General features: G+C 61.8%; 11 protein-coding genes. 1 reads left to right on the top strand and 10 read right to left on the bottom strand.

The genetic code is table 11. The features are described from left to right. Positions 1-73 precede the first annotated feature (73 nt). The 9 genes from AC193Q_RS22835 to AC193Q_RS22795 all read right to left on the bottom strand — a co-directional run bounded on the left by AC193Q_RS22835 (position 74) and on the right by AC193Q_RS22795 (position 9,430). The gene (locus AC193Q_RS22835) at positions 74-784 is read right to left on the bottom strand and encodes a PqiC family protein (protein WP_041065754.1); all 711 of its coding nucleotides are present in this window, start codon (positions 782-784) and stop codon (positions 74-76) included. Positions 785-970: 186 nt separating this feature from the next. After that, the gene (parC, locus tag AC193Q_RS22830) at positions 971-3,235 is read right to left on the bottom strand and encodes a DNA topoisomerase IV subunit A (RefSeq protein WP_003221074.1); all 2,265 of its coding nucleotides are present in this window, start codon (positions 3,233-3,235) and stop codon (positions 971-973) included. Positions 3,236-3,242: 7 nt separating this feature from the next. Next, on the bottom strand, positions 3,243-3,767 hold the full coding sequence (locus AC193Q_RS22825) for a retropepsin-like aspartic protease family protein (RefSeq protein WP_047290964.1): 525 nt from the start codon (positions 3,765-3,767) through the stop codon (positions 3,243-3,245). Then, the gene (locus AC193Q_RS22820) at positions 3,764-4,753 is read right to left on the bottom strand and encodes an esterase-like activity of phytase family protein (protein WP_483878817.1); all 990 of its coding nucleotides are present in this window, start codon (positions 4,751-4,753) and stop codon (positions 3,764-3,766) included. The genes AC193Q_RS22825 and AC193Q_RS22820 overlap by 4 nt, the downstream gene beginning before the upstream one ends. Continuing rightward, positions 4,753-6,660 carry a DNA topoisomerase IV subunit B gene (gene parE, locus AC193Q_RS22815; protein WP_047290962.1) on the bottom strand — a complete coding sequence of 636 codons (1,908 nt, stop codon included), beginning with the start codon at positions 6,658-6,660 and terminating at the stop codon, positions 4,753-4,755. Before parE ends, AC193Q_RS22820 begins: the two co-directional genes overlap by 1 nt. A 42-nt stretch (positions 6,661-6,702) precedes the next feature. After that, the gene (locus AC193Q_RS22810; RefSeq protein ID WP_483878816.1) at positions 6,703-7,311 is read right to left on the bottom strand and encodes a YqiA/YcfP family alpha/beta fold hydrolase; all 609 of its coding nucleotides are present in this window, start codon (positions 7,309-7,311) and stop codon (positions 6,703-6,705) included. A gap of 143 nt (positions 7,312-7,454) precedes the next feature. Further along, complete coding sequence (gene cpdA / locus AC193Q_RS22805; RefSeq protein ID WP_483878815.1) at positions 7,455-8,270, bottom strand: 3',5'-cyclic-AMP phosphodiesterase; 816 nt, start codon at positions 8,268-8,270, stop codon at positions 7,455-7,457. Between the two features lie 99 nt (positions 8,271-8,369). Next, positions 8,370-8,822, bottom strand: coding sequence for a DUF1249 domain-containing protein (locus tag AC193Q_RS22800; RefSeq protein ID WP_007967395.1), 453 nt, complete (start codon positions 8,820-8,822; stop codon positions 8,370-8,372). Beyond that, positions 8,813-9,430, bottom strand: coding sequence for an NUDIX domain-containing protein (locus AC193Q_RS22795; RefSeq protein WP_047290959.1), 618 nt, complete (start codon positions 9,428-9,430; stop codon positions 8,813-8,815). The genes AC193Q_RS22800 and AC193Q_RS22795 overlap by 10 nt, the downstream gene beginning before the upstream one ends. 230 nt (positions 9,431-9,660) lie before the next feature. Here AC193Q_RS22795 and AC193Q_RS22790 point away from each other — a divergent pair, with 230 nt between their 5' ends. Then, on the top strand, positions 9,661-10,407 hold the full coding sequence (locus AC193Q_RS22790) for an RsiV family protein (RefSeq protein WP_041065775.1): 747 nt from the start codon (positions 9,661-9,663) through the stop codon (positions 10,405-10,407). Here AC193Q_RS22790 and cytX read toward each other — a convergent pair. Then, on the bottom strand, positions 10,376-11,668 hold the full coding sequence (gene cytX / locus AC193Q_RS22785; protein ID WP_047290957.1) for a putative hydroxymethylpyrimidine transporter CytX: 1,293 nt from the start codon (positions 11,666-11,668) through the stop codon (positions 10,376-10,378). The genes AC193Q_RS22790 and cytX overlap by 32 nt on opposite strands. Positions 11,669-11,712 lie beyond the last annotated feature (44 nt).

Here is an 11,712-nt window from a genome sequence, read left to right as displayed (position 1 = left end):
CGGCAAAGATTTCCAGCCCCCAGACACAACAAAGCCCGCACAAGGCGGGCTCTGATTTGACGCTGATGCAGACTTAGAAGCGGAACACTTCCATATCGGTACGAATCGGCGAGGCCATCGGGATCTTTGGCTGTTTCTCGGCATCGGCTGCCGGCGCGGCCGGCTTTGGCGCCGCCTTGCGCGGTGCTTCGGCCACCGGAGGCTGGTTGGCCAATGGCTTGAGCGCCACCGACAACTGCTCGGCCAGACGCTGCAGCAGAATCCCCTGTGCTTGCACCTGAGAAGCCGTGGTCCCGGCATGCAACTCTTGCAGATGAACGATGCGGTTATCTCGCACCTGCCCACGACGGTCAATCAGACGCCATTGCGCATCGAGGATCGCCGGTTGTTTCTGACCGGAATCCAGTCGCGTGATGGTCAGCAATACCTGCACATCCGGCGTGAAGCCCAATGTTGCCGGTGCCAGCACCACACGCTGGCTGTCCAGATGACCCGCCACCTGTCGCATCAGCAATTGATCGATATCCGACGAAAGGCTGCCCGCCCAGCGACCATCGGTCGAGGCTTGCAGGCTGCCGTCGGGCTGACGCTGCAGCAGGGTTTCTCGTTGCAGGTAATCGGCCACGACGATCGGGCCCAACAAAACCGCCATGCCAGCGCTTTGCGCAGGCTGAACCGGACTTCCGCTGTCCAGTTGATACAGCGACACCGGCTGGTGAACGCTGCAGCCCGCCAGGCCCAAAACGCCAGCGAGCAGGAAAATAAGAGGGCGCAGAGCAGTCATCATCCCGTCCAGGTGGCCGCCACAAGGCTGACCACAGTGAAAATACTCAATAAATATGAAGAACGCTCGGCCACGCCGGCGCTTGGAAAGGCCATATCATCCGTGAATATGCGTTCCGACTCCAGCGCCAAAGCGTCGATCTACGCGTTAAATCGTAGTTCGACGCCTCTAGAAGGGCGTTTTCGCCTAATTGAGGTTTTCGACGAGCAGCGCATCCACCCGCTGAAAGCCCCTCGGGAGTTTATTCCCGCGACGTCCACGCTCACCTTTATAGTGTTCGAGGTCGTCGGCCTTCAGCGACAGGGTCCGTTTTCCGGCCTGCAGCACCAAGGTAGCGCCTTCCGGAAGTACGGCGATGTCCGTGACGTATTCTTCGCGACTGGCCACACGCTCGCCGGAAATTCCGATGATCTTGTTGCCCTTGCCCTTCCCTAATTGTGGCAGATCGCTGATTTTGAAGATCAGCAGGCGACCTTCGGTCGTGACCGAGGCCAGCCAGTTCTGCTCACGATCGGCCACTGGGCGCGGCGCGATGACTTTGGCGTTGTTCGGCAGGCTCAACAGGGCTTTACCGGCCTTGTTTTTGGCTTGCAGGTCTTCACCCTTGACCACGAAACCGTAACCGGCATCGGAGGCGATCACGTACAACGCATCGTCTTCGGGCATCAGCACGCATTCGAACGTGGCGCCGGGCGGCGGGGTCAGACGACCGGTCAATGGCTCACCCTGGCCTCGAGCCGACGGCAAGGTGTGCGCGGCCACCGAATAACTGCGACCGGTAGAGTCGATAAACACCGCAAACTGGTTGGAGCGCCCCGCCGCCGAGGTCTTGAAGCCATCGCCAGCCTTGTACGACAGGCCGGTAGCGTCGATATCGTGACCCTTGGCCGAGCGGATCCAGCCCTTTTCGGACAGCACGACGGTGACTTTCTCGTTCGGCAGCAGATCGTGTTCGGTCAGCGCCTTGGCTTCGGCACGCTCGACGATCGGCGAACGGCGATCATCACCGTAGGTTTCAGCGTCTTTCAGCAGCTCGGTGCGCACCAGCTTCTTCAGCTTGGCTTCGCTGCCCAGCAAGGCTTGCAGCTTGGCCTGTTCCTTGAGCAGTTCGTCCTGCTCGTCGCGCAGCTTCATCTCTTCCAGACGCGCCAACTGCCGCAACCGGGTGTCGAGGATGTAGTCGGCCTGGATTTCACTGAGGGCGAAGCGCTCGATCAGCTTGGCTTTCGGATGCTCCTCGGTGCGGATGATGTGGATCACTTCATCCAGATTGAGGTAAGCGATCAACAAACCGTCCAACAGATGCAGGCGGCGCTCGACCTTGTCGAGGCGGAATTGCAGGCGACGACGCACGGTCAGTACGCGGAACTCCAGCCATTCGACCAGCAATGCCCGCAGGTTTTTCAGCTGTGGCTTGCCGTCCAGCCCGATGATGTTGACGTTGACCCGGTAGGTCGATTCCAGCTCGGTGCTGGCGAACAGGTGCTGCATCAGCGCTTCGTGATCGACGCGGCTGTTGACCGGAATGATCACGATGCGGCACGGGTTTTCGTGGTCGGATTCGTCACGCAGGTCGGCGATCTGCGGCGCTTTCGACGGCTTGGCCTGCATCAGCGCGGCGATCTGCTCCAGCACCTTGGCCCCGGAGACCTGATGCGGCAGCGCGGTGACGATGATGTCGCCGTCCTCGACGTGGTACACGGCGCGCATGCGCACCGAGCCCTTGCCGGTTTCGTACATTTTCAGCAGGTCGGCACGCGGCGTGATGATTTCCGCTTCGGTCGGATAGTCCGGGCCCTGAATGTGTTCGCAGAGCTGTTCGACCGTGGCTTTCGGCTCATCGAGCAGGCGCACGCAAGCGGTAGCGACTTCGCGCAGGTTGTGCGGCGGTACGTCGGTGGCCATGCCGACAGCAATGCCGGTGGTGCCGTTGAGCAGGATGTTCGGCAAACGTGCCGGCAACACCAAAGGTTCCTGCAAGGTGCCGTCGAAGTTCGGCCCCCAGTCGGCCGTGCCCTGGCCCAGTTCGCTGAGCAGCACTTCGGAATAGCGCGACAGGCGCGCTTCGGTATAACGCATGGCGGCGAAGGACTTCGGATCGTCCGGCGCACCCCAGTTACCCTGACCGTCAACCAGCGTGTAGCGATAGCTGAACGGCTGGGCCATCAGCACCATCGCTTCGTAGCACGCCGAGTCGCCGTGCGGGTGGAACTTGCCGAGCACGTCACCGACGGTACGCGCCGATTTCTTGTGCTTGGAATCGGCGTCCAGCCCCAGCTCGCTCATGGCGTAGACGATACGCCGCTGTACCGGTTTCAGGCCGTCGCCGATATGCGGCAGGGCACGGTCCATGATCACGTACATGGAGTAGTTGAGGTAGGCATTTTCGGTGAAGTCAGCCAGCGAGCGGCGTTCTACACCGTCCAGGCTGAGATCAAGGGAGTCGCTCATGCGGGCCTCATCGGTTCGTTGTCTGGCGCAGCAGCATGGTGCCACCGCGCTGGGTGAATTCAAGTTTGTTCAGGGCGCTCATGCCGAGCAGCACCTGATCGCCATGCAGCCCCGGCGCCACCAGTGCGCGGACGTCCCGCAGCACGATGTCGCCCAGTTGCAGGCGGTCGATCTTTGTCCGGTAGCCCTGGCTCAGGCCGTTGGCCGTGCTCAGGGTCACACCGAAACCTTCTTCCAGTTTCAAGCGTTTGGCCAGATCCGCCGGGATCGCCACATCGGTGGCGCCGGTATCGAGCATGAACTCCACCGGCTCACCGTTGATCTGGCCACTGGCGACGAAATGCCCTTGGGCATTGCCCGCCAGTTTTACTTCGACCACGCCGTCATGCTGCTCGGACGTGACCACCACATTCGGATTCTGCTGACGTTCTTCCCACTGGCCGAAAAACCGTGTGGCCAGAAACAGTCCCGCGCACCAGGCCAGAATCATCAACACCCGGCCGGCGCGTTTGCCCGGCGGTTGTTGACTCACGGTTTGGCGCTCCAGCCACCTTCAGGCGCTGCGAAGCGCCAGACGATGGGCCGAACCTCACCGTCGGCGCGCGGGCCGAAATTATTGTCGATACCGACCCACGCCCCCTCCGCATCAACGATCAGCGCTTCTTCCAACCCGAAGTTCTGCGAATAACGGCGGTTGGCCTGCAACAGTTCAGCAGCGTACGACCAGCAACGCTCGACCCTGGCAGTCTGCGCATCGCGTCGACAAATCTGGAAGGCGTTGCGTTCAAGGGTAAACAATTTGCCGTTGAACAATGAAAGGTCGGAAAAGTCGCGGTCGACCGCTTTAGCGTGCGGGAACTGCGGCGGCTGCATCTCCTTGCCACCCTCGCTGAGCAACACGCAACGACCGTCGCAATCCCACACGGTCTGCTGACGCTTGATCAGCAGCAAGCCACGGTTTTGCCGTTCGCCGGCCAGCCACATCTGATCGCCCGCCGGGTTGATCGCCAGACCTTCGAAGATCGCGTTGAAATGCAGGAGCATGCCACTGGCCCGCGCTTCGCGAACCATCATCGGCGAAATCTTCAGCCAGTTGACCGGGCCGCTGACGGGCACCTGCAAGACCGCCGCGTGGCCCTCGCTGACAATGTAGCGATTGCCGGCGCTGTCGCAGCTGATGCCTTCGAAATCCAGGTCGCCACCGCGCACGAACGACGCGGCCCAATTGCGCGAGCGCAATCCCCACGGCAAACCGGTCTCCGGCACCAGAGGCACGTCGATGTGCAAGGCTTCGGCCTGCCAGACCTGATCGGCGGTATTGAGCCGGTAGATCTGATCGTCATCACGGTCCGACACCGCCCACAACTCGCTGCCACACATGGCCAGCCCCGACAGGTTGCCGCCGCGCATGCCGTCGACCGGGTGTTCGGAGAGCACGCGCAACTCCTGCAGCGGTTCGGCCGACACGCTCATCGCACTCAGCAGCAAGGCACCCGCCAAGGCCCAGCCAAACCGCATCAGGCCAGCACCTCGGCGAGGTTGCCCTTGGATTCGAGCCAGGTCTTGCGGTCACCGGCGCGTTTCTTCGCCAGCAGCATGTCCATCATTTCCGAGGTTTGGGCAAAATCGTCGCCCAGTGTCAGCTGCACCAGACGCCGGGTGTTCGGGTCCATGGTGGTTTCGCGCAGCTGTGGCGGGTTCATTTCACCCAGGCCTTTGAATCGGGTGACCTGTGGCTTGCCGCGTTTCTTCTCGGCCACCAGACGGTCGAGAATCCCGTCGCGCTCGGCTTCGTCGAGGGCGTAGTAGATCTCTTTGCCGAGGTCGATGCGGTACAGCGGCGGCATTGCCACGTAGACGTGCCCGGCATCCACCAGCGGGCGGAAGTGCTGGACAAACAGCGCACACAGCAGCGTGGCGATGTGCAGACCGTCGGAGTCGGCGTCGGCGAGGATGCAGATCTTGCCGTAGCGCAGCTGGCTCATGTCCGTGGCGCCCGGATCGACACCGATGGCCACGGCAATGTTGTGCACTTCCTGGCTCGCCAGCACTTCGCTGCCGTCGACTTCCCAGGTGTTGAGGATCTTGCCGCGCAACGGCAGGATCGCCTGGAATTCCTTGTCCCGCGCTTGCTTGGCGGAACCACCGGCGGAATCACCTTCGACCAGGAACAGCTCGGAGCGCATCGGATCCTGCCCGGCACAGTCAGCCAGTTTGCCCGGCAGCGCAGGGCCTTGGGTGACGCGCTTGCGCTCGACTTTCTTGCTCGCCTTGAGGCGGCGACCGGCGTTGTTGATCGCCAGTTCGGCCAGCGCCAGACCGGTTTCCGGATTGGCGTTGAGCCACAGGCTGAAAGCGTCCTTGACCACACCGGAAACGAACGCCGCCGCTTCACGGGACGACAGGCGCTCTTTGGTCTGGCCGGAGAACTGCGGTTCCTGCATCTTCATCGACAGCACGAAAGCGATGCGTTCCCAGACGTCTTCCGGCGCCAGCTTCACGCCGCGTGGCAGCAGGCTGCGGAATTCGCAGAACTCGCGCATCGCGTCGAGCAGACCCTGACGCAAACCGTTGACGTGGGTACCGCCCTGCGCCGTCGGGATCAGGTTGACGTAGCTTTCCTGCACCGCGTCGCCACCTTCCGGCAGCCACAGCAGCGCCCAGTCCACCGCTTCTTTATTACCGGCCAGGCTGCCGCAGAACGGCTCGTCCGGCAGGCGTTCGAATTCGCTGACCGCGTCCACCAGATAGGAGCGCAGGCCGTCTTCGTAATGCCACTCGACTTTCTCGCCGGTGCCTTTGTCTTCGAAGCTGACCAGCAGCCCCGGGCACAGCACAGCCTTGGCCTTGAGCACATGCTTGAGGCGGCTGATGGAGAATTTCGGTGAGTCAAAATATTTCGGATCCGGCGCGAAGTACACGCTGGTGCCGGTGTTGCGCTTGCCGACGGTACCGACGATTTCCAGTTCGGTGGCCTTGAAGCCATCCTTGAAAGTCATCTGGTATTCGTTGCCGTCACGCTTCACCCGTACCCGGACTTCGGACGACAAGGCGTTGACCACGGAAATACCCACCCCGTGCAGACCGCCGGAGAACTGGTAGTTCTTGTTGGAAAACTTGCCGCCCGCATGCAGCTTGGTGAGGATCAGCTCGACACCCGACACACCCTCTTCCGGGTGAATGTCGACCGGCATGCCGCGTCCGTCGTCGCTGACTTCCAGCGAGTGATCGGCGTGCAGAATCACCTGCACCGATTTGGCGTGGCCGGCCAGGGCTTCGTCGACACTGTTGTCGATGACTTCCTGGGCGAGGTGGTTCGGCCGACTGGTGTCGGTGTACATGCCGGGGCGTTTGCGCACCGGGTCGAGGCCCGAGAGGACTTCGATGGCGTCGGCGTTATAAGAGCTAGCGCTGGGAGTGGCCATAGGGTCTCGTCGTCAGTGATTCAATGAAAAAGGGGCAAGACGTCACAGTGCGGTGAAATCAATTGCCTGGTACAAATCGGCGCCAATGCCGGCAAAACTCAGCAACGCCGGCAATTGTCCGGCAAACCCTTGGAAACCATGGTCGCCGCCGGCCTGAATGCGCAAGGCGCAGGCCCGGTAATACTGCTGGGCGAGGCGATAGTTCAGTGTTTCATCGCCGGTCTGCAACCACACCTGATAGCGCTGCGCATCCACGGGTGCCGGCACTTCCAGCTCGGCCAGGGCCGTCACATGGTCATGGGTCAGTTCCCAGGTCTCATCGGTATACAGGTTTTTCTGCGTGCCCAGGTAGCCGTCGAACATCCGGTGCGGGCTGACCGCCGGGTTGACCAGCAGGGCTTTCAAGCCGTGGCGCTCAGCCAAGTGAGTCGCATAGTAGCCGCCGAGTGAGCTTCCCACCAGCAACGGCCGGCCCAGCTCGGCAATCGCCTGCTGCAACTGACCGATGGCTTCACGCGGGTGGTGATGCAGCGCCGGGACACGCAATTGCTCGCTCAAACCCAGCCGTTCCATCACCTCGACCAGCTGACAGGCCTTTTTCGAGGCTGGCGCGCTGTTGAAACCGTGGATATAGAGGATCGAACCGGACATTGGAGCTCCCTGAGTGTCGGCGAAAGATAGCGGAGTTTACAGGGAGTCGCGGTGGGATGGGCCATACAAATGATGTGCATGCCCTGTAGCAATGCTGCCCTCCCGACCCCGCTACCTCCTGTAGGAGCTGCCGAAGGGGGGGGTCAGTAGCCGTTGGAGCCGTAATCGACGGTGAATTGGAAGTCGGTAACGCGCTCGACACCGGTTTCCAGCCGCCCGTCCGGCAACAGCCGCAACCAGCGATAGCCCGGCGCCTGTTCGCCGACCTTGAAGTCGTGACTGCCCGGTTCGAACTGGATGCAGGTCGACGGTGAAGCCATCAACCGCACGCCGTTGCGGTCGCGGTCGATTTCCTGATGCACATGCCCCCACAGCACCGCGCGCGCCTGTGGAAAACGATCGAGCACGTCGAAAAACGCTTCCGGGTTGCGCAAGCCGATCGGCTCCATCCACGGGCATCCAATCGACACCGGATGATGATGGAAACACACCAGATGATGGCGCTCCGGCGCTTCGCTCAACGAACGGGCCAGCAACTGCAACTGATCATCCTGCAGATACCCCGGCACCGAGCCCGGCACCGCCGAATCGAGCAAGGTCACGCGCCAGTTGCCGACATCGACCACCGATTCCAGCAATGCACTTTGCACCGCGGCCTGAGCCATGATTTGCGGCTCATCGTGATTGCCGGGAATCCAGCGCGCCGGCGCATCGATCTGCGCGGTCATCTGGCGAAACAGTTGATACGACTCAAGTGTTCCGTCCTGTGACAAATCACCCGTGGCCAGCATCAGGTCAATCCGCGGCTGCTGCTTGAGTACCTGCTCAATGACCTTTTGCAGACTCTCGCGGGTGTTCATGCCCAGCAGCGTGCCGTCCGCCTCGGCGAACAGGTGACTGTCGGATAACTGCACCAGCAACGCCGGATCGGCGGTGGTCAATGTGGATACGCTCGGCAAGGCGTTCTCCCAGGGCAAAAGCACGGAATCGGTTGAGTGCCGCAATTATGCTGGGGGATGGTGCAAAGGGGAAACCGGCGAACCGGACGCAGTTCACAACTAGCGTACGACTTCGTACTCGTGCCCCAGGGCCAGGCAATGGCTCAGCCATTCCCCCAGGAACAGATTGAGCTGGGCCTTTTCATCCGGCTGATGCATCGCGGCGTTCGGGTAAGGATAGATGCCGCGAAAGCGTCGTGCATGTTCGGCGCTGATCACCTCGGCCATGCGCGCATCGTGATAGACCTGCACCTCCAGTTGGGGCACCGGCAACCACGGCAGACTGTGCTCCTGGCGCACCTGCAAAGTGGTGGTGTACGGGCAGGTCTGCAGCACTTCGAGGGCCAGCACGCCGAGCATCTGCTCGCCCTGGGTCACGGCGATGCGCCGCGCTTCGGGGTCGTTGCGCATGTCCGGCACCAGTCGCATCAGGCGCGCGTAGTTGGCCTCGCAGGCGGCTTGCAGCCCCGCAAGGTCAACTCGATAACGATCGCGCAGCTTGTTTACGACCATAACCCCCTCACTTCGGCGCGGTTCAGCGCCAGCCATTGCAAGGCGATGATGCTCGCCGCATTGGCAATGCGTCCGTCACGGACGGCCTGCAAGGCATCTTCAAAGGCCCAGACCGTAACGCGGATATCTTCTGCTTCTTCCTCCAGCCCGTGCAGGCCGCCTGCGCCGTCGGTGCTGCAGTGCCCCAGGTACAAATGCACGAATTCGTTGCTGCCGCCCGGCGACGGAAAATATTTGGTCATCGGCCACAGGGCTTTGATGTCCAGTCCAGCTTCCTCCTGTGCCTCGCGGTGAGCAACTTCTTCCGGCACTTCAACTTTGTCGATCAGACCGGCGACCAGCTCAACCAGCCACGGGTTGTCGGTCTTGCCCATGGCCCCGACGCGAAACTGCTCGAGCAGCACCACTTCGTCACGCTGCGGATCGTACGGCAGCAGGCACACGGCATCGTGACGCACGAAGACTTCGCGGTTGATCTCGCGGCTCATGCCGCCGGCGAACAGCTCATGGCGCAGGTGCAAACGGTCGAGCTTGTAGAAGCCCTCGTAGCAGCGCTCGCGCTTTACGACGTCGACGTTGGCCGGAGTGGCGTTGGCAAAATCTGTCATGAGCATCCTCTCTTACTGCAAATCCCGATACGAGGCGCCTTGTGGTGACCGGCAACCTCGACTTCGCGCCATCCTAACGCGCCGGTGATGATTGATGCAGCCCCTTTACCGTCAGCGGGATGGACGGTGGCGGCGAAACCCACTCTAATTAGCTTAGTGGCGAACTGACTGCCTCGGCGAGAGTCGAAGCGGATAACTTTTTGCCTTCCCCTGTTTCAGAAAGGACGCCCATGTCGCTTTTCAAAATTGCCTCCGTGGCCGCCATCGCCCTGACCCTGGGTGCCTGCGCCAACCTGTTCCAGCCCAACTACCGCACGCCGCTGGAAACCACCCGCGACGCCTCGGAAACCCTGAAACCCGGCTGTTCCAACCCTGATTGTCCGCTGGTGAATATCGATACCGTGCACTTCGCGGCCGAGCCTGCACTGGACGGCATTATCGAAAAGCGCCTGCTGCAAATGACCCGCACCGAGCAAAACGCAGCGGTCGCGCCAACCCTGGCGGCCTATCGTGATCAATTCCTGCGCACCGCCGGCCCGCGCAACAGCAGCTATCTGCAGGCCAAGGTACGCGAGCAGCATGACGGCTTGGTGATCATCGAACTGTCGAGCTACCTCGACACCGGCGGCGCCCATGGCACCCCGGGGCGCGGCTTCATCAACTACTCGCGTCAGCAGCACAAAGTGCTGAACCTGTCGGACATGTTGCTGCCGGGTCAGGAAGACGCGTTCTGGAAGGCTGCGCAGGTGGCGCACAACAGCTGGCTGATCAGCACCAAGCTCGATCAGGAAGCGGATTTCGTGAAGAGCTGGCCGTTCGTGAAAACCCCGAACGTGGCGCTGACCTACGGTGGCGTGATCCTCAAGTACGACGTGAGCACCATCGCGCCTTACGCGCTGGGCCACGTCGAACTGAAGATTCCTTACCCGCGTCTGAACGGCATCCTCAAACCCGAGCTGTTTCCCGGCCGTAACTGAAAGCCCGGCCCAGCACCAGTTGCAACAGCCCTGCCAGCACCAGTGCCGGCAGGGTCGCGCCGACATCCGGATACAGATTCGCCAGCAAGTGGTAGGTGCTGATCCCGCCCAGCCATGCCAACAGCGCCGGCCAGCGCAATGCGGCTGACGCCACGTAGGCGCTGCGCTTGCGCAGGATGAAGTGATCCACCAGCACTACGCCGAACAGCGGCGCGAACACCGAGCCGATCAGCAACAGGAAGTTCTGGTACTGCGCCAAGGGCGCCAGCAGTGCAATCAGGGTGCAGATCACGCCGATGGCCAAGGCCAGATGCTCGACCTTCAAACGCAACAGAATCCCGCTGGAAACCGCTGCCGAATGAATGTCGGCGAACGCGTTTTCCGACTCATCCAGCAGAATCAGCAACAGCGGAATGCCCAGACCGGCCCCGGCCAGTGCCAGCAGCAACGCATTGACCTCACCGCTTGGCGCAAACGCCAGGGTGTAGGCCACGCCGAGACTCATCAACCAGAAGTTGCCGACGAAGAAACCGATCGCCGTGCCGCCGAATACGTTTTTCGCGCGCTTGCCGAAACGCGAGTAGTCGGCGATCAGCGGCAGCCACGACAGCGGCATCGCGATGGCAATATCGAAGCCCACGGCAAACGGCATCGAACCGTCCCCCGCACGCGCCCAGAGTGCCGCCAGATCCGCCTTGGCGAACAGATTCCAGGTCAGCCAGATGCACGCCGCCAGGATCAGCCAGATACCCCATTTGCGCAGGATCTTGCGCACGAACGTCAGCGGCCCGCTGACCGCGAGCAAAGTCGCCAGCGCACCGAAGCACAACGTCCAGAGCATCGGACTGGCCCACAGCGAACCTTCGCTGAACGCGCGAGTGCCGAGCAGGCTGGCGGCATCACGCATGACGATGATTTCGAACGAGCCCCAACCGATCAGTTGCAGCAGGTTGAGCAGCGCCGGCAGGCTTGCGCCTTTGCTACCGAGGCTCAGTTTCAGTGCGGCCATCGATGACAGGCCGGTGTCGCTGCCGATCACGCCGACGGCGGCCAGCAGCAAAACGCCAACCAGCGTGCCGAGGAAAATCGCCAGCAGCGAACCGGAAAGGCCCAGACCAGGCGCGAGCAACGCGCCGGTCTGCAATACCATCAAGCCGATGCCGAGGGAGAACCACAGGGAAAACAGATCGCGACCGCCGAATACTCGCTTGTCGGCGGATACGGCGAGGTCGGGGGAATAAGTGCCGGGTTGAATGCTCAAGGTGTTATCTCAGAGGGACATTTGTTGTTGTGTGTGATCAAGCT

The organism is Pseudomonas sp. F2 (assembly GCF_057174385.1).
This window is presented reverse-complemented; position numbering and strand designations above follow the sequence as displayed.

Excerpts from the sequence above, each read along its gene's own strand:
- AC193Q_RS22835 (WP_041065754.1), bottom strand. The coding sequence starts at position 784 with ATGACTGCTCTGCGCCCTCTTATTTTCCTGCTCGCTGGCGTTTTGGGC.
- parC (WP_003221074.1), bottom strand. The coding sequence starts at position 3,235 with ATGAGCGACTCCCTTGATCTCAGCCTGGACGGTGTAGAACGCCGCTCG.
- AC193Q_RS22820 (WP_483878817.1), bottom strand. The coding sequence starts at position 4,753 with ATGCGGTTTGGCTGGGCCTTGGCGGGTGCCTTGCTGCTGAGTGCGATG.
- parE (WP_047290962.1), bottom strand. The coding sequence starts at position 6,660 with ATGGCCACTCCCAGCGCTAGCTCTTATAACGCCGACGCCATCGAAGTC.
- AC193Q_RS22810 (WP_483878816.1), bottom strand. The coding sequence starts at position 7,311 with ATGTCCGGTTCGATCCTCTATATCCACGGTTTCAACAGCGCGCCAGCC.
- AC193Q_RS22800 (WP_007967395.1), bottom strand. The coding sequence starts at position 8,822 with ATGGTCGTAAACAAGCTGCGCGATCGTTATCGAGTTGACCTTGCGGGG.
- AC193Q_RS22795 (WP_047290959.1), bottom strand. The coding sequence starts at position 9,430 with ATGACAGATTTTGCCAACGCCACTCCGGCCAACGTCGACGTCGTAAAG.
- AC193Q_RS22790 (WP_041065775.1), top strand. The coding sequence starts at position 9,661 with ATGTCGCTTTTCAAAATTGCCTCCGTGGCCGCCATCGCCCTGACCCTG.